18 protein-coding genes are annotated in these 17,360 nt (G+C 67.0%); 10 read left to right on the top strand and 8 right to left on the bottom strand.

Annotated features, from left to right (window positions below; all coding sequences use genetic code 11):
- The first annotated feature begins 24 nt into the window (after window positions 1–24).
- From H7F38_RS03955 to H7F38_RS03965, 3 genes are all read left to right on the top strand, one after another.
- A complete protein-coding gene (locus H7F38_RS03955) occupies window positions 25–195 on the top strand; it encodes a hypothetical protein (protein ID WP_187092956.1) in 171 nt (56 codons plus the stop codon).
- 85 nt (window positions 196–280) lie between these two features.
- Window positions 281–979, top strand: a complete 699-nt coding sequence (locus H7F38_RS03960; protein ID WP_187092957.1) for a bifunctional 2-polyprenyl-6-hydroxyphenol methylase/3-demethylubiquinol 3-O-methyltransferase UbiG — start codon at window positions 281–283, stop codon at window positions 977–979.
- Between the two features lie 128 nt (window positions 980–1,107).
- Complete coding sequence (locus tag H7F38_RS03965) at window positions 1,108–3,528, top strand: excinuclease ABC subunit UvrA (RefSeq protein ID WP_187092958.1); 2,421 nt, start codon at window positions 1,108–1,110, stop codon at window positions 3,526–3,528.
- Window positions 3,529–4,371: 843 nt separating this feature from the next.
- Here the strand turns inward: H7F38_RS03965 and H7F38_RS03970 are convergent.
- Together H7F38_RS03970 and H7F38_RS03975 are read right to left on the bottom strand one after the other, a co-directional pair.
- The gene (locus H7F38_RS03970) at window positions 4,372–4,815 is read right to left on the bottom strand and encodes a VOC family protein (RefSeq protein WP_187092959.1); all 444 of its coding nucleotides are present in this window, start codon (window positions 4,813–4,815) and stop codon (window positions 4,372–4,374) included.
- A gap of 87 nt (window positions 4,816–4,902) precedes the next feature.
- Window positions 4,903–5,811, bottom strand: coding sequence for an SDR family oxidoreductase (locus H7F38_RS03975; RefSeq protein WP_187092960.1), 909 nt, complete (start codon window positions 5,809–5,811; stop codon window positions 4,903–4,905).
- Window positions 5,812–5,939: 128 nt separating this feature from the next.
- Between H7F38_RS03975 and H7F38_RS03980 the strand changes: the two genes are divergently transcribed.
- On the top strand, window positions 5,940–6,518 hold the full coding sequence (locus tag H7F38_RS03980; RefSeq protein WP_187092961.1) for a TetR family transcriptional regulator: 579 nt from the start codon (window positions 5,940–5,942) through the stop codon (window positions 6,516–6,518).
- A 32-nt stretch (window positions 6,519–6,550) separates the two neighbouring features.
- Here the strand turns inward: H7F38_RS03980 and H7F38_RS03985 are convergent, their stop codons facing one another.
- Window positions 6,551–7,237 (bottom strand): TetR/AcrR family transcriptional regulator, encoded by a 687-nt coding sequence (locus tag H7F38_RS03985; RefSeq protein ID WP_187094464.1) that lies wholly within the window; start codon window positions 7,235–7,237, stop codon window positions 6,551–6,553.
- A gap of 367 nt (window positions 7,238–7,604) precedes the next feature.
- On the opposite strand from H7F38_RS03985, the gene H7F38_RS03990 reads away from it, so the two are divergent.
- Both H7F38_RS03990 and H7F38_RS03995 read left to right on the top strand, forming a co-directional pair.
- Window positions 7,605–8,363: a hypothetical protein gene (locus H7F38_RS03990; protein WP_187092962.1), complete on the top strand. Its 759-nt coding sequence runs from the start codon at window positions 7,605–7,607 to the stop codon at window positions 8,361–8,363.
- 309 nt (window positions 8,364–8,672) lie between these two features.
- Complete coding sequence (locus H7F38_RS03995; protein ID WP_222618427.1) at window positions 8,673–9,341, top strand: TetR/AcrR family transcriptional regulator C-terminal domain-containing protein; 669 nt, start codon at window positions 8,673–8,675, stop codon at window positions 9,339–9,341.
- Between the two features lie 22 nt (window positions 9,342–9,363).
- Here H7F38_RS03995 and H7F38_RS04000 read toward each other — a convergent pair whose 3' ends face one another.
- Entirely contained in the window at window positions 9,364–10,113 is a 750-nt protein-coding gene (locus tag H7F38_RS04000) for a GntR family transcriptional regulator (RefSeq protein ID WP_187092963.1), read from the bottom strand.
- A gap of 174 nt (window positions 10,114–10,287) precedes the next feature.
- Between H7F38_RS04000 and mtnK the strand changes: the two genes are divergently transcribed.
- The 4 genes from mtnK to H7F38_RS04020 are packed head-to-tail and all read left to right on the top strand — an operon-like array spanning window position 10,288 to window position 14,028.
- Window positions 10,288–11,448 carry an S-methyl-5-thioribose kinase gene (mtnK, locus tag H7F38_RS04005; protein WP_187092964.1) on the top strand — a complete coding sequence of 387 codons (1,161 nt, stop codon included), beginning with the start codon at window positions 10,288–10,290 and terminating at the stop codon, window positions 11,446–11,448.
- The gene (locus H7F38_RS04010) at window positions 11,445–12,440 is read left to right on the top strand and encodes a dihydroxyacetone kinase subunit DhaK (RefSeq protein ID WP_187092965.1); all 996 of its coding nucleotides are present in this window, start codon (window positions 11,445–11,447) and stop codon (window positions 12,438–12,440) included. Before mtnK ends, H7F38_RS04010 begins: the two co-directional genes overlap by 4 nt.
- The gene (locus tag H7F38_RS04015) at window positions 12,437–13,072 is read left to right on the top strand and encodes a DAK2 domain-containing protein (protein WP_187092966.1); all 636 of its coding nucleotides are present in this window, start codon (window positions 12,437–12,439) and stop codon (window positions 13,070–13,072) included. The genes H7F38_RS04010 and H7F38_RS04015 overlap by 4 nt, the downstream gene beginning before the upstream one ends.
- On the top strand, window positions 13,069–14,028 hold the full coding sequence (locus H7F38_RS04020) for a cyclase family protein (protein WP_187092967.1): 960 nt from the start codon (window positions 13,069–13,071) through the stop codon (window positions 14,026–14,028). The genes H7F38_RS04015 and H7F38_RS04020 overlap by 4 nt, the downstream gene beginning before the upstream one ends.
- Before the next feature lie 32 nt (window positions 14,029–14,060).
- Here H7F38_RS04020 and H7F38_RS04025 read toward each other — a convergent pair whose 3' ends face one another.
- Genes H7F38_RS04025 through H7F38_RS04040 form a run of 4 tightly spaced genes read right to left on the bottom strand, consistent with a single transcriptional unit; the run spans window position 14,061 to window position 17,294 of the window.
- Complete coding sequence (locus H7F38_RS04025) at window positions 14,061–14,894, bottom strand: carbohydrate ABC transporter permease (RefSeq protein ID WP_187092968.1); 834 nt, start codon at window positions 14,892–14,894, stop codon at window positions 14,061–14,063.
- A gap of 49 nt (window positions 14,895–14,943) precedes the next feature.
- Window positions 14,944–15,876: a carbohydrate ABC transporter permease gene (locus H7F38_RS04030; RefSeq protein WP_187092969.1), complete on the bottom strand. Its 933-nt coding sequence runs from the start codon at window positions 15,874–15,876 to the stop codon at window positions 14,944–14,946.
- A gap of 4 nt (window positions 15,877–15,880) precedes the next feature.
- Window positions 15,881–16,558, bottom strand: a complete 678-nt coding sequence (locus tag H7F38_RS04035) for an extracellular solute-binding protein (protein ID WP_187092970.1) — start codon at window positions 16,556–16,558, stop codon at window positions 15,881–15,883.
- Window positions 16,503–17,294: an ABC transporter substrate-binding protein gene (locus H7F38_RS04040; RefSeq protein ID WP_187092971.1), complete on the bottom strand. Its 792-nt coding sequence runs from the start codon at window positions 17,292–17,294 to the stop codon at window positions 16,503–16,505. Before H7F38_RS04040 ends, H7F38_RS04035 begins: the two co-directional genes overlap by 56 nt.
- Window positions 17,295–17,360: the final 66 nt, after the last annotated feature.

Here is a 17,360-nt window from a genome sequence, read left to right on the forward strand (position 1 = left end):
GAGCGTCAACGGTGCCTACGGAACGTGAACATCGCATCCGAGGTGTTGCGATATCACGACGAGCTGGAAACTCTGCGATCGAAAGCCATTCGCGCCGTCGTGGCGCGGCCGGTGGCGAGCGGTGACGAAGAACCCTTTGTCACCGTATTCGATCGGGACGAAACGCGATGTGGCGAATTTCGCTTTCCGAACTGAATGGTCGCTCGCCCGGCGCACGACCGGGGGACGGACGGCCCGACCGCATTTGCCGGATCGGCAACAGGAGTTGCGGGAGCTCGAGATGGTGGGTGATGGTGATCCGGTGACCGACAACAACGCAGCAGGACCGCCCGCACCCGACGTCCCGTGGCGCGCCGGAGCCTACCGTGGAGACCCAGCGGTGGAGGCGGAATGGGACACCCGGTACGCAGACCGGGACCAGCTCTGGAGCGGCCGGCCCAACGGCGCCCTCGTGGCCGAGGTTGCCGGGCTGACACCGGGGAGAGTGCTCGACGTCGGATGCGGGGAAGGCGCGGACGCCATCTGGCTCGCGGGCCGCGGCTGGGACGTCACCGCGCTCGAGGTCTCGGGCGTTGCCCTGAGGCGGGCTGCGGGGCACGCGCTCGACGCCGGTCTGACCATTCGTTGGGTGCACGCCGGTCTGGCCGAGGCGGCCCTTCCGCCGGCATCCTTCGACCTGGTCTCCGCCCAGTACCCGGCATTGCGGCGCACCCCGGACGGATCGGCCGAGCGGGCCCTGCTCGCGGCCGTCGCACCCGGCGGGTTGCTACTGCTCGTCCACCATGCGGGGATGGAGACCCGAGCGGCCCACGACGGCTTCGATTCGGCCGACTACGTCTGGCCCTCGATGGTGGTGGCTCTGCTGGACGACGACTGGGAGATCGAGCTGGACGAGCAGCGGCCGCGGATCGCACCCGAGGGGGGAGCCGGAGCGCACCACGCCGAAGACGTGGTGTTGCGCGCCCGCCGGGTGCGGTGAGATCTGTCGGTGCTCCAGGTCAGGAATCCAAAGGCGTCGGTCGACCGGCGCCGCTGGTGGAGAGCGTGCTGGATACCATTCGTGTCGAGACGACCCACCAGAGCACGCACTGACCGGGAAGAGACTCGATGAGCAAATTGGGCACCGCGGCGAAGTCCGAACCACTGTCGAAGTCCGAACCACTGCCGGTGCACGCCGCCGACAGTCACGACCTGATCCGGGTGACCGGCGCGCGCGTCAACAACCTGAAGGACATCAGCGTCGAGATCCCCAAGCGCCGGCTCACCGTGTTCACCGGCGTCTCCGGCTCGGGCAAGAGCTCGCTGGTGTTCGGCACGATCGCCGCCGAGTCGCAGCGGATGATCAACGAGACCTACAGCGCCTTCGTGCAGGGCTTTATGCCGACGCAGGCGCGGCCGGACGTCGACGTCCTCGACGGGCTGACCACCGCGATCATCATCGACCAGGAGCGAATGGGGGCCAACACCCGCTCCACGGTCGGCACCGCCACCGATGCCAACGCCATGCTGCGCATCCTGTTCAGCCGGCTCGGCAAGCCCTACATCGGTTCGCCGCAAGCGTTCTCGTTCAACGTCGCCTCGATCAGCGGAGCGGGCGCCGTCTCCATCCAGCGCGGGGGCCAGACCGTCAAGGAGCGTCGGAGCTTTTCGATCACCGGCGGCCAGTGTCCCCGGTGCGAGGGCCGCGGGGCCGTCACCGACATCGACCTGACGGCGCTCTACGACGACAGCAAGTCCCTCAACGACAGTCCGTTCACCATTCCCGGATTCAGCATGGACGGCTGGTTCGGCCGGATCTTCATCGGATCCGGCCTCTTCGACCCGGACAAGCCGATTCGGAGATACACCAAGCGCGAGCTGGCGGACCTGCTCTACAAGGAACCGACCAAGATCAAGGTCGAGGGGATCAACCTGACCTACGAGGGGTTGATCCCGAAGATCCAGAAGTCCATGCTGTCCAAGGATGTCGATACCCTGCAGCCGCACATCCGCGCTTTCGTGGAACGGGCGGTCACGTTCACGACGTGCCCCGAGTGCGACGGCACCAGGCTCTCAGAGGCGGCCCGATCGTCGAGGATCGACGCGATCAACATCGCTGACGCCTGCGCGATGCAGATCAGCGACCTCGCTCTCTGGCTCGAAAAGCTCGAGGATCCGTCGGTCGCACCGCTGCTCGCCGCGCTGCGACACAGCCTCGACTCGTTCGTCGAGATCGGGCTGGGCTACCTCTCGCTGGATCGTCCCTCCGGCACCTTGTCCGGCGGTGAGTCGCAGCGCATCAAGATGATCCGCCACCTCGGTTCCTCCCTCACCGACGTGACCTACGTCTTCGACGAGCCGACGATCGGGCTGCACCCCCACGACATCGCCCGGATGAACGAGCTGCTGTTGCAGTTGCGCGACAAGGGCAACACGGTGCTCGTGGTCGAGCAAAAGCCGGAGGCGATCGCGATCGCCGACCACATCATCGATCTCGGTCCGGGGGCAGGCAGCGCGGGCGGCGAGGTGGTCTTCGAGGGCACTCTCGACGGGCTCAGGGCCAGTGGCACGCTGACCGGACGGCACCTGGACGATCGTGCGCGGCTGAAGACGTCGGTCCGCCGGCCGTCGGGCGCACTGGAGGTACGCGGCGCCCGGACCCACAACCTGCAGGACGTCGACGTCGACCTCCCACTCGGGGTACTGGTCGTGCTGACCGGCGTGGCCGGTTCGGGGAAGAGCTCGCTGATCCAGGGATCGGTATCGGGCCGCGACGGGGTGGTGACGGTCGACCAGGGTGCGATCAAGGGCTCGCGGCGCAGCAACCCGGCCACCTACACAGGCCTGCTCGAGCCCATCCGAAGAGCCTTTGCCAAGGCCAACGACGTGAAGCCGGCCCTGTTCAGCCCCAACTCCGAGGGCGCGTGCCCCAACTGCAACGGCGCCGGCGTCATCTATACCGATCTGGCCATGATGGCAGGTGTGGCCACCGTCTGCGAGGTGTGCGAAGGCCGACGGTTCCTCGCCGAGGTGCTCGATTTTCACCTGGGCGGTAGGGACATCAGCGAGGTGCTTGCGATGTCGGTGTCAGAAGCGGAAGAGTTCTTCGGCGCGGGTGAAGCGAGATTACCTGCAGCGCATGCCATTCTCGACCGGCTGGCCGACGTAGGGCTCGGGTACCTGAGGATCGGCCAGCCACTGACGACGCTGTCCGGCGGCGAGCGACAACGGATCAAGCTGGCCACGCGAATGGTGGACAAGGGCACGCTGCCCGGTCTGTACGTCCTGGACGAGCCGACCACCGGCCTGCACCTGGCCGACGTGCAGAACCTGCTCGCACTGCTGGACCGGCTCGTCGACTCCGGCAGGTCGGTGATCGTCATCGAGCATCACCAGGCGGTGATGGCCCACGCCGACTGGATCATCGACCTCGGCCCCGGCGCCGGCCACGATGGGGGACGGGTCGTCTTCCAGGGCACCCCTGCGGACCTGGTGGCCGGCCGCTCCACGCTGACCGGCGAGTACCTCGCGGCCTACGTCGGCGCCTGAGCCCGCCCCCCCGGCCCGCATCGTCTGCCCGGCCGCGTCGCCCGCCCTCGGCCCGCATCGACCGGAATAGGATCCGCAATTCGGGCTCCTGTTGCTACGGATCTCATTCCAGTCGATGGGCCAACTGTGGATCTCATTCCGGTCGATGAGGCTGGCGAAGGCTGGCGGACGCCGAGCGGCGCCGGTCGGTGGGATCATCGAGCGCACGACGAACAGTTCCACCGTGGCGCAGCACCTTGGTCATGAGGACGCCGTGTCATCGGTCTGGGCATCGTGCTGTTGCTGTGGCCGTCGGCCGGTGCCCGGGCGGCCTTCGCCGGATCCCGCTTCGGGCGGCCCGGCTGCCAACCCTGAGCAACCTTCGAGCACGTGACGCAATCTGCAAGCACCTGACGACCAGTGGCAGGTACTCCGTGGCCTGCGCTGGTGCCATGGTTCGACACCTGGTGGGGCTTGCCGCCGCCGCCGTTCTTCCCTGGATGTTGGCGCGTTCTGTCGGCTTGGCGGAGTGTGGCTGATCTTGGTACACAGGTCGGACGTATTCGTCGCTGCCATGCGCGACTTGTCGTGAGCGCAACCCCGACTCGATGCTACGCACCCGATCTTGCTGACCAGCGACGTGGCCCTGCTCTGGATCGCGGGTGCCTATGTCTGGCGGAACACCGAATTCGTTGACCGAACAAGAGGCCGGGCATGAGCGGACGATCTCGCGGTCGCTCCCGCACGATCGGTGACCTGAGCACGGCGGTCTCGGGCTAGGGCTCCATTCATGTCCGGCGTCAACGGGTTTGCGCAGGTTGCGCCCCAACGGCCCTGCATGCCGGATCCGGCGCACCGCGGGTTTCAGTCCAGGCAGAACTCGTTGCCCTCGGGGTCCTGCATGACCACGAACCCGGTCTCCATCCGGCCGTCGGGATCCACACGGCGGACGCGGGTGGCGCGCAGCCCGACGAGGCGGGTGGCCTCCACCTCGAGCGCTGCCATCCGCTCGTCGCCGACGGTGCCGGGCGCTGCACGGACGTCGAGATGAAGACGGTTCTTGGCGTCTTTGCCCTCCGGCACCCGCTGGAAGAACAGCCGGGGACCGGAGCGGCCGTCGGGCGGGTTCGCGGCCGAGCCGCTGTTGTGCTGTTCGGGAGGGACGCCCCAGGCGTCGAGAGCCGCGTCCCAGCTGTCGAAACCGGCCGGCGGCGGCTGCACCTGGTAGCCGAGCACCTCGCACCAGAACCCGGCCAGCTCGGCGGGGTCGGCGCAGTCGAACGTCACCTGGAACTCTTTGATGTCCATGGCCGCGAAGCTACCCCCGGCGACCGACAGACGGTCCGGGCGACACCGTGCCGACCAAGCCAGGCCCGGGGAGCAGGTTTTCGCTCGCTACGAAACCGGTGCCGGTACCGAGTAGGCACCCGCGCCGATGTCCTCGACGAGGGTTGGGCCGGTCGGCGTCCACTCGAAAAGCTGCTGCGTCACAGCGCTCGTCGCCACCAGGTCCATGGCGAAGAAGGTGCCGATCCAACCGAAGTGGTCGCGGACGTCATCGGGCTCGACGGACGTGACGGGGAGGTCGAAGGCGCGACCGATCGCGATGGCGATCTCGCGGGTCGGAATGCCTTCCTCGGCGACGGCATGCAGTCGGGCGCCGGCCACGGCCTTCTCGAGTCCCAGGACGACCAGGCGAGCGGCGTCGGAGCGATGCACCGCGGCCCACCGGTTGGACCCGTCCCCCGGGTAGCCGGAGACGCCCTTCGTGCGGGCGATCGACGCGATCGACGCGATGAATCCGTGGTCCCGGGCTCCGTGGACGGTCGGCGCGAAGCGCAGGCTCACCGCATGCACGCCACGCTCGACGAATTCGAACGCGAGATTTTCGCTCCCGCCCCGGGGTGACTGCGGGCCGTGGAACGGCGACGCGTCAGTCTCGGCAGCGGGTTTGCCCTGGGTCAGGGCGGCGACGCCGGAGGCCAGCAGGAACCGGTGGCCGGTACCGACCAGCGCGTCGCCGATGGTCTGGACGGCGGCGCGCTCGGCCGCGCTGGAGGCTGCCGGGTTGGACCAGTCGTGCTTGTTGGCCAGATGGATGACAGCTTCGGCAGACTCGGCGCCGGCCCTGATGGAGTCCAGGTCGTCGAGATCACCACGCCGGACGTGGACACCCTTGGCCTCCAGGTCAGCGGCGGATGCGTCGGACCTTGCGAACCCGGTGACCTCATATCCGCCGGCGAGCAGTTGGTCGACGACGGCGGAGCCGATCCAACCGGATGCTCCGGTGACGAAAACGGACATGGCTTGTTCTCCTTCTGCCCCGGTCTGGAGCGGGGCGGTGGATGGATGTCAAATCTCGGTTGCTGATGTCAGCCACCGACATCAGGGTATACCCCTATGGCAGTCGCTGTCATCACTACACTGGGCCCATGGTGCGTTGGGAGCCGGATGCGGCGAAACGCCTGCAGGTGGCGGCACTCGAGTTGTTCGCCACCCGTGGGTTCGAGCAGACGACGGCCGCGGAGATCGCGCAATCCGTCGGACTCACCGAGCGGACCTTCTTCCGCCACTTCAGCGATAAACGAGAAGTGTTGTTCCAAGGGCAGGATTCGTTCGTCCAGGCGTTCCTGGACGGCGCCGAGGTCGCGCCACCGGAGGCCTCTCCACTCGAGATCGTCGCCTGCGCACTGCGGAACGCCGCCTCCTTCTTCCCGGACGAGCGGCGAGCGTATTCGCGGATGCGGCAGTCGGTCATCGAGGCCAACCCCGCCCTGCAGGAACGCGAAACGCACAAACTCGCCGGCCTGGCGACGGCGGTCGCAGAGGCGCTGCGCGTCCGGAGCGTGCAGGAGCCGGCCGCCACCCTTGCTGCGGAGTCCGGTGCCACCGTCTTCGGGATCTCGTTCGCGCAGTGGATCCGCCCGAGCGAGGATCGATCTCTGGGCGACATCATCGCGGACGTGCTGCACGAACTGCGGAATCTGACGAGAGTGATCACGAGGACATAGCGATCGTCCGCCGGGCGCCCGGGTTCGACAGGTCAGTCCTTGCCCAGCTCCTGCAGGTGCGTGATCAGCACCTGCAGCGAACTGTCGAAGACCTCGGCGGAGCGATTCTCCGACAACAGCGGTTTGAGATGCTGCAACAACGGATATCCGCTCAGGTCGTCGATGTCCGGGGCGCGCGGCTCCGGGTCGTCCACCGGCCCGATGTCCGCCCCCAACGCAGACACCTCGAGCAGTAGATGACCCAGCAGAAAGCTGGAGAACGCCTGATAGACCGCGACGGCGGCGCGATCGGAGAATCCACAGTCACGGAACTCCTGCAGGAAGGATTCCATCCACCGCAGGCTCCGCAACGGTGGCCGCACCCACGGCGCGGCCGGCGGCCTGGTGGCCACCAGGGGGAAGACCTCGGGATGCGCCAGCGCGATTCGACGGATTCCGTGGGCAAGGCGGTAGAGGTAGTCCGGCCAGTCCGGCGACGACACGAGGACATCAGGGTCTCCGTAGAGCTCGTCGATGACGGTTTCCACGATGCCGTCCAGCAGGGCGTCCCGACCGGGGACATATCGATACAACGCCATGCCCTCCACGCCGAGGTAGGCACCGAGTTTGCGCATCGTCAATTCCCGCAGGCCGTCTCGGTCGACCATGGCGATCGCGCCGCCCAGGATGGTCCGGCGGTCCAGGTTCCCGCTCCCGGCTCCGGATCCGGGTCCGCTCATCGGCAGGACTGCGGCCGCGCGTCCGCGCCCGCGCCCGCGCGGACTGTCCGGATCCACCGTGTCGCTCACGCGCCGCCACCTACCCCTGGGTCGTTGCCGCCGCCGGTGGACACCAGACGGGGCCACCTCCAACTCTTTACAACGTAAACGTTCCTGGTCGCTTTGACCAGTGGTTCCAACCCTCACCGGAATGGGCGACCTCCGGTGACGGTGCGCAAGATTCCGGTGACACAGAGTCTGATTGATGAGAATTTGGACGTTTACCTTGTAAACGCGCCGCTGATGTGGTCTCGTTTACAAGGTAAACACGGACCCCGACCGAGAGGTCCGCCATCCTGCCCTGCCCCTATCGAAGGAGATCTCTGCTGTGTCCGATTCACTCAAAGCCGGCCTGACGTCGGTCATCACGTTCGTTCCGAAACTATTGGCGTTTCTCGTCATCCTGATCATCGGACTGCTCATCGCCAAGGTGGTGTCGAAGGTGTTGGAGAAGATTGGTTTCGACAAGGTCGTCGAGCGCGGCGGCATCAAGAAGGCGTTGGCCAGGAGCGAGTACGACGCCTCGACCGTCATCGGAAAGATCATCTACTACGCGCTGGTGCTGTTCGTCCTCCAACTTGCGTTCGGGGTGTTCGGTCCGAACCCGATCAGCGACCTGATCTACAAGATCATCGCCTTCATCCCGGCGCTGATCGTGGCAATCGTCATCGTCATCGTCGCGGCAGCGATCGCCGCAGGTGTGAAGGCGCTGATCCAGGGCACGCTGGGGGGCCTGTCCTACGGGAAGACCCTGGCCAACATCGCCTCGATCTTCATCCTGTTCCTGGGAGTGGTGGCCGCGCTCAACCAGATCGGTGTGGCGACCCCGGTGACGACCCCGGTGCTGATCACCATCCTGGCGATGATCGGTGGCGTCATCATCGTCGGCGCCGGCGGTGGGTTGATCAAGCCGATGCAGGCCCGGTGGGAGCAGTACCTCACCAAGGCCGAGGAGGAAGCGCCCAAGATCCGGCAGCACGCTGCCAACGCCCCGTCGGTCCGGGATCAGGCCCAACAGGTCGCCTACCAGGTCAGGCAGTCGGCCGACGCGACCAATCGTGGTGGCGGGTCCGCTCCCCGGCACTGATCTCGAGCGCGGGCGTGGGTCGGGTCACCTTTGACGAGAAAGTGGTCTGGGACGGCCCGGCGGCCGAGTATTCCGAGCACTTGTCCGGTGATCCGCCCACACCCGTGTGATGTCGGTCTTGTCGGGGTATCTACCACCATGGCTATCCGGGAGCCCGGGTATCCGACGATCCGGCTATCCGTCAACGACGTCATCGCGCCGAGGAGGTAGCCGTTGTCCGGTTCGCCTGCGGTATCAGCGTTGGCCACGGCGAGCGATCTGCCATGGTCCGGCCGGGCGTCCGATCGACCCCCGGCCACGGAGACCGAAGTGCCTGCAGGACAGCATGAAGAGCGCGACCAGGTGGTCTCGGCGGCCATCATGCTGATGGATCAGAAGGGCATCTCGGCACTGACCATGCAGGAGATCAGTACGAGGGTGGCAGTGGAGCCGGCTCGATTGGCGGAGGTCTTCCCCCGGCTCGATGATCTCCTGGATGCGATCGTCGATGCGATCGTCGACCAGTTCTTCGCCGATCCGGAGGTACAGCCGGTGACGCCGGATTGGCAGGAGTACCTGCAGCGGATCGCCCACGGGGTGCGCCGGACCGCGCTCGCTCACCCGCAGGTGTTCCCGTTGATCGCCACCCGTCCGCCGGCGGCGCCCTGGCTGCAACCGCCGTTGCGAAGCCTCAGGTGGATGGAGACCTTTCTGGAATCCCTGCACCAGTGCGGGTTCTCGGACCGAGCTGCAGTGCGGGCCTACCGAGCGTTCTCCAGCTTTCTGCTGGGGCATCTCCTGCTGGAGGTCTCGGCGCTCGGCGCAGACATCGGGCCGATCGATCAACCCGACCCGCGGAAGAGCCGACCTGAGGACCTGGATGGCTATCCGCGGTTGGCCGGCCTGCAGCAGGAACTCACCGACCACGATTCCGCGGCCGAATTCGAGGAGTCGTTGGAGTCACTCCTGGATCGTCTGGCCCACGACGGGCGCAACTGAAACCAGCCGGCCGAGCGCCGGATCAGCGGGCCGTCCGCATCACGGTGAAGGCGAAGCGGCCTTCGATGAAGTAGCTGCGGGTGTACATGAAGGCCCGGTTGTGCTCGTCGTAGTGCAGTTGGTCCAGCAGCAGGAACAGTTCACCCGGCGCGAGGGCTCCGTCCCAGGCGATGGACAGGTCGCTGACGGCCTTCACGTTGGCCAGGGCGCGAACCGGTGTCGGGCCGTCGTTCTCGGCCAGGAAGCCGAAGACCGACCCGGTCAGGTCCTTCGGTGTGAAGTCGGCCGGGAAGACCCACCGGGGAAGAACGTCGTAGGAGTAGGCCACCACGATGTCGTCGGCCATGATCTTGCGCTGGATGTCCAGGACCTGCTCGTCGGGCCCGATGCCGAACATGTCCTGTTCTTCGGGGGTCGAGGGGCGCAGGATCCGGTGGTGGTACCGCATCCCGGGGCGGTGACCCATCTCGGCGATGGTGGCGCTGATGGATTTGAGTTCCTGCATACCGGCATGGATGGTCCCGACGTCGGCGGCGAAACTGCCCCGGCCGCGCCTGGTGGTGATCAGACCACGGCCCTCCAGGGTTTTCAGGGCCTGCCGGACGGTGGCCCGCGATACGCCGTAGCTGTCGACCAGGTCGGCCTCGGTGGGCAATTGCTCCCCGGGCGACCATTCCTGGGCAGCGAGCCGTCCCCGCAGGTCGTCGGCCAACCGCACCGGTAGGGCCGTGCGCGAGCCGAGCCGGTCGGTGCCGGAGTGCGCTCTCACCATCTGCCCTCCCCTGCTGTCGTCGGCTGGATGGTCGCCCTCGATGATCGGGCCATCGATGCTTGACAGATGTCCGTTGTCCGACAACTATACGAGACGAAAGACCGGACGGTGCGGGCAGCCGCTGCGGTCCTGCCGGGGTGACCTCCCCTTGACGACGAGCTGCATGAGGTGTGGATGACCGACATCGAGACACCGTATCGCGAGTTGAACCTCTCGACCGTGGCCGATTTCGCCGTACCGTTTCTGGCCGAACGGCCCATCCGTGCGCAGGAGATCGGGGACGGCAACCTGAATCGGGTCTTCCGGGTCTCGAGTTCGAGCGATTCGGTGGTGGTCAAACAGGCCCTGCCCTACCTGAAGGCGGCCGGCGAATCGTGGCCGCTGACCAGGCACCGGGCCCGCATCGAGTGCGAGGCGCTCCTGCAGCACGGCAAGCTGGCGCCAGGTCTGGTCGCCTCGGTCCTGCATTTCGAGGACCCATTGTCGGTCCTGGTCCTTGAAGACCTGCACGAGTACCAGAACTGGCGTGACGCCACCATTGCCGGGAACGACCTGTCGGGGGTGGCCGCGCTGGTCGGGCAGTACAGCGCGGCCGTTCTGGTCGGTACCGTCGGCGCCCACCTGACCGGCCCGGAGCGAGCCGAGATGCGCAGCCGCTTCTCGTATTCCGCTCTGTGCCTGGTCACCGAAGAACTCATCTTCACGGCTCCGTTCGTCAACGCCGAGTCCAATCGTTACGACGTGGAGATCACCGACCTGGTGACCGCCCTGTACAAGGATCGGTCCCTGCGGATGGCTGCGGCCGAACTGCGGTTCAACTTCCGCACCCGCAACGAAGCGCTGCTGCACGGCGACCTGCACACCGGATCCGTTCTGGCCCGCCCGAACGACATCCGCATCATCGACCCCGAGTTCGCGTTCTTCGGCCCGGTGGGATTCGACCCCGGTGTGCTGTTGGGCAATCTGGCCATGTCCCGGCTTGCGCACCAGGCCGCCGACCGCGAGCACGCCGCCTCGGTCATCGACACCGCCGCCCGCGACTACTGGCAGGCCTTCGCCGACGAGGCAGCCCGCCGCTGGAGTGCCACCGAACCCTGGTTCGCGCGCTTCCTGGCCCGCGTCCTGGCGGACGCCGCCCGTTTCGCCGGGATGGAGATGATCCGGCGGATCGTCGGTCTGGCCCACGTCCGTGACATCGACTCGCTGCCGCCCACGGCCAGGTTCCGGGCGCAGGAGTCGTCATTGGCGGGTGGCCGTGCGCTCGTGCTCGGCGGCCGGTGCCCGAGCTTCGACGACCTGTGGCAGCGCGCAACCCAAGAGGAGACCTTCGCATGAGGAAGCTGATCAACCGCCCAGAGGACTTCGTCGACGAGTTCGTCGATGGCATCCTCAAGGCACATCCCGATGAACTGCGATCGGTGTCGCCGGACCACCGCGCGCTGGTCCGGGACGATGCACCCGGAGATCGGGTCGGCATCGTCACCGGGGGCGGTTCGGGACACCTCCCGCTGTTCCTCGGGTACGTCGGACGGGGCCTGCTCTCGGGAGTGGCGATCGGCGGGGTGTTCTCGTCCCCGTCACCGCAGCAGATCCTGGCGGCCACGAAAGCAAGTGACTCCGGACGCGGTGTGCTGTACCTGTTCGGGAACTACGGCGGGGACGTGCTGAACTTCGAGCTCGCCGGTGAACTGGCCGAGTTGGACGACATCCTCACCAGCACGGTGCTGCTGGCCGACGACGTGCTCAGCGCGCCCCCCGAGAAGGCCGACAGTCGACGCGGTGTCGGTGGTCTGGTGCTGGCCTACAAGTGCGCCGGCGCCGCCGCCGAGCGCGGGGACGACCTCAAGGAGGTCACCAGGGTGGCGGAGGCCGCCGCCGCTGCCTGCCGCAGCGTCGGTGTGGGGTTGTCCCCGTCGATTCTCCCCGCCGCCGGCAAGCCCACCTTCGAACTGCCCGACGGCGAGATGGAGATCGGGATCGGGATCCACGGAGAACCCGGCTCCCACCGGGGACCGCTGGAGACCGCCGACGAGATCGCCGATCGGATGGTGACCGCCATCCTCGCCGACATCGTCCTGGTGGCGGGCGATCGAGTCGCCGTGCTCGTGAACGGGATGGGCGCTACTCCTCCCGAGGAGCTCTACGTGCTGTACCGCCGGGTGCACGACATCCTCACCACGAAAGGAATTGTCGTCCACCGACCCTATGTCGGCGAATATGCCACCAGCCTCGAGATGGCGGGCGCCTCGTTGACCATCATGAAGCTCGACGACGAGCTGGCCGAACTCATCGACGCACCGGCATCGTCCCCGTTCTTCCGCCAGTGACCGGGCACGAACTGGCCGAACTCCTGGCTGCTGCGCTCCCGCAGCTGGAGCGGTCGCGGGACGAGCTCCGCGATCTGGACGCCGCCATCGGCGACGGCGATCTCGGCATCACCGTCGCCGACGGCGCTGCGGCGATCCTGCGGGACCTGCCCGGTCCGAGCGAGCCGGTCCTGCCCGCAAAGGTGCTCCAAGTCGCGGCCGCCGCGTTCTCGGCAGCCAATCCGTCGACCCTGTCGGCGCTGGTGGCCGGCGGACTGTTGGCTGCTGCCAAGGGGTTGGGCGCCGGCACCGAGGTGGACCGGGCCGGCGCCATCGTCATTCTCACGGCCGCGATCGAGCGGATCGAGCAACGGGGAAAGTCGGCCCCGGGTGACAAGACCATTCTCGACGCGATGGCGCCCAGTCTCGAAGCGCTGGTCGCCGGGCCCCCCGAGTCGGCCGAGGCCCTGTCGCGCATGGTGTCCGCGGCCCGGACGGGCGTCGAATCCACCACCGGGCTGGTGTCACAGCGTGGCCGCGCCGCCTGGGTCGGCGATCGGAGCATCGGCCATCCCGATGGCGGCGCCACCGCCTATCTCCGTCTGCTCGAAGCGCTCCAACGGGTCTGGTCCGGCACCGCTGCGCGGCCGTGAACGGGGGGACCGAACCGCCCTCGCAGCTGACGGAGATATTGGCCGGCGTCCAGACCAACTGGGGTCGTTGGGGCCCCGACGACGAGATCGGTGCGCTGAATCTGCTGGATACCGGTCAGGTGCTCCGCGCGGCCGCGTTGATCCGGCAGGGCCGGGCCCTCACTCTCGGCGCTCCGGTGGGGGAGAACGACCCGGTGCTCCCCGGCCGGACCCCGCCGCAGCGGCGCAATCTGACCGATGACGCCGCATTCCGGGCCGGTCGACGGACGCGCCTGGCGGGTGGTCTGGCGTGGACCGAGGATCTGCTGACCGCCCACGCCCAGTTCGGTACGCATACCGATGCGCTGGGGCACATGTGGCTCGGCGATCAGCTCTGGAACGGGCATCCCGCGTCCAGCACCACCGGTGCGATGACGAAGGCCGGGATCGAGCCACTGGGCCGCCGCGGAATCGTCGGGCCTGCCGTGCTCGTCGACATGGCCGCCCACCGGCGGGTCGAATCGCTGGCCAGAGCCGAGACATTTGATCACCACGACGTTCTGGCTGCGGCCCGGGCCCAAGGGGTGACGATCGGACGACGCGCCGTCCTGCTGCTCCGCACCGGCTGGCACGCGGCCCTGCGTGCGGGTCGCGAACGAATCACCGACGACTACTGGGAGCCCGGGCTGACCTTCTCACCCGAGCTCGTGCAATGGTTCCACCAGCTGGACATCACCTGCCTGGTGACGGACACCCTCGGCAACGAGACCACCCGTGATCCGCGGTCCGGCGCCTTCTACCCGCTGCACGCCGCCCTGATGCGAGGGTTGGGTGTCGTGTTCACCGAGGCTGCCTGGTTGGAGGACCTGGCCCAGGACTGTCATCGCGACGGGGTGTGGGAGTTCTTCTACGCTGCGGCGCCGATCCCCCTGATCGGCGGGTCCGGGGCCGCGACCAATCCGGTGGTGGTCAAATAGCGGCGACGCGAGACCGGTTGCCCGACTGGGCATCAGCCCTTGACGGCACCGAAGGTGAAGCCGCGCACCACGTGTCGCTGGACCGCGATGGTGAACAGGATGATCGGGATGGCGACCATGGTGGCCGCGGCGTAGAGCTTGCCCCAGTTGATCCCACGATCGCTGATCAGGGTGGCCACGATACCGGCCGGCGCCGTGCGGTTGTCGGTGGTCAGCAGCACCGCGAACAGCAGCTCGTTCCACGCCGAGATGACGGTGAAGATGGCGGCGGCCGCGATACCGGATCGGACCACCGGGAGCATGACCCGCAGCAGGATGCGGCCGTCCCCGGCGCCGTCCACCAGCGCCGACTCCCTGAGCTCCCTGGGCACCTGCGCCATGAAACCCCTGACGAGCCACACCGTGAACGGGATGTTCATCGCCGTGTAGGTCAGGATCAGGGCGATCGGATTGTCCAGCAGATGCAGATCGTTCCAGAGCTGGAACAACGGCACCAGCAGGACCACCGGAGGCAGCATCGACGCCAGCAGGATCAGGATGAGCCAGAAGTTCGGCCGCCGGACCCGCATGAAGGTCAGCGCGTAGCTGGCCGGCACGCTGACGATGATCGTCAGCAGCACGGTCGAGATGGTCACCGTCAGACTGACCATCAGGTAGTGCCCGAACTGGGTGCCGCTGCTGGTGGAGAACAGGTCCCGGTAGTTCTGCAGCGACGGCGTGAACAGCCAGGCGGGGGGGATGGCGAACACCTGGGCCGAGGGTTTGATCGACTGCAGCAGCATCCACACCACCGGCGCCAGACTGACCAGTACCCAGAGGATGACGATTCCGTAGACGAGCGTCTGACTCCGGCGAGATCTTCTCACCGCCATGGCTTCTCCTGTTCGATGGTGGACGGCCCGGTCGGAGCGGGGATCACGTCCGCTGCGATCTCATGACCCGGATGAGCGAGAAACTGACCAGGAGCGTCAACAGCATGAAGACGGCGGCCTCGGTCGCGGCGTAGCTCGTGTACTGACCGACGTCCGCGTCGTTGTAGATCTGCATGGCCACCACATTGGTGGCATTGCCCGGACCGCCGTTGGTCAACGTGTAGACCGTGTCGAAGGTCCGGAACAGGTCGATGACGCGGAAGAGCACGGTGACCAGGATCAGCGGTACCAGCATCGGGATCTGGATGTAGCGCAACTTGCTCCACCCGCCGGCCCCGTCCAGTTCGGCGGCTTCGATGACCTCGGGGGAGAGCGCCACCAGACCGGCGGAGAGCACCAGGACGAAAAACGGTGTGCTGCGCCAGACATCGGTCAGCACCAGCGCCGCGAACGAGTACCCGCTGCTGGCCAACCAGGCCTGGGGGTGTCCGCCGAACAGGGTGACGAAGTAGTTGATCAGCCCCGAGTCGTAGTTCAGCAGGTTGCGGAAGTTGATGGCCGCTACCGCCGGGGTCAGCATCGTCGGGATCAGGATCAACGTCCTGAGCAGACCGCCACCGCGCACGATCCGGGCCATGGCCATGGCCAGACCGAACCCGATGACGAACTCCAGGACCAACGCGGTCAGCGTGTACTTCGCCGTCACACCGACACTGGCCCAGAACTGCGCATCGGTGAAGACGGCCTTGTAGTTGCGGAAGCCGACCCAGGGAGTGTTGACCCCGGGTGCCAACCGGGAGAAGGTCAGTCGGATGTCGTCCAGCAGCGGGTAGAGGATCAGGCCGACCAGGACGATGACGGCCCCGAGGGTGAAGGCGAGGGCCACCCATCGTTCCCGGATCGGGACCTTGAACCCGGCCGCCGGCGGCCGAACCGAGGTCGGTTCGGCCGCCGGGCGGGTGATCAGGTCGGACACCTGCTTACTTCCCGGCCTTCTGGATCAGGTTCTGCGCACCGCTCTGCATATCCGCCGCAGCCTGCGTTGCGCTCTTCTGGCCGGTGAACATCGCGTTGATCTGCGGCGCCATCACGTTCAGCAGCAGGTCCCCGAACGACGTCACGGCGGGGAGGGCATGGTAGAGCTGCACCGACGCACCGACGGCGGCCAACACCGGCTGCTTGGCCACGATCGTAGGATCGGTCAGCACCGAGAACCGTCCCGAGGAACCCATTCCCGACGACACCATGGCCTTGGCGATCTCCGGGCTGGTGTACCAGGCCGCGAATTCGAAGGCGGCCTTCTGGTTCTGGCTCTTGGCGCTGATGCCCAGGGAATGGGTGGTCGGGAAGATCCGCGCGGTGGTGGCGGGCAGCCCCTGTGCGTAGGGCAGCAGGGCGTATCCGAGTTTGCCGGCCGAGATCGGGGACAGCTTGGGGTCGGCCAGCGTACTGGCAGCGGCATTCCATTCCACGGCCATCGCCGTCTTGCCCTGCTGCAGCGCGGTGAGCAGTTCGTTGTACGCGTAGGTCGGGGAGCCGGGGTTGGCCACCTTGAGCGTGTTCAGCAGGCCGTCCCAGTGCGACAGGCCCGCGACCGCCTTGCTATCGGTGAAGTTCGGATCGTTGCCGTTGAAAGGTGATCCGCCGTATCCCCACATCGCCGTGGTGGCGAGCCTTGATCTTGGTCTGCACCGTCTGCAGTGCGGCCTCGAACTGCTCCCAGGTCCACGCGGCCGGCGGCGAGGGCACGGTGATGCCCCACTGCGCCATCAGATCCTTGCGGTAGTACAGCATCTGCACGTCCGAACCGTAGGTCAGCGACATCAGCCCGCGCTTCGCATCGGAGGAGACGGTCTGCACCGCCTTCGGGAAGTCGTCGAGGTGGTAGGCCGTGGCGTTGAACAGGGTGGAGTCGTTCATGAACGTGCTCAGCGGCACCAGGTACGGGTTGAGGTCCGCAGCCTGCTGGGCGCCTGCATCGACCAGGTCACAGGTGGAACTCGTGCGGATCTGGTTGATCGTCACCGGCAGGTTCTGGTTGATGGGGATCGACACCATCTTGATCTTGATCTTGCCGCCGGTCATGGCGGTGAACTGGGTGCCGAAGTGTTGGATGGCATCGTATTCCGGCCCGGCGAACTGGCAGACCGTGACCGTGGCGTCCGGGGCCTGGCCGGATGCGGCCATCGGCACCACGGCGCCGGCACTCCCGTCGCCGCCGGCGCCGGCACTGGCACTGGCACCGGCACTGGCACCGACAGAGGTCGACATCGGCGCCGAGGACATGGCCCCCGCCCCGGTGGACGCACTCGAGGAACCGGGCGATGCACCCGTTCCGGAGGAACCACTGCAGGCCGCCAGGGTCACACCGGCGGTGAGAACCGCGATGGGCAAACGGAAACGATGAAGCAAGGAACAGGTACTCATGTGTCCTCCTCGACACAATTGGATCGAGCAGGT

This window comes from Nakamurella sp. PAMC28650 (assembly GCF_014303395.1).
Taxonomy (GTDB): domain Bacteria; phylum Actinomycetota; class Actinomycetes; order Mycobacteriales; family Nakamurellaceae; genus Nakamurella.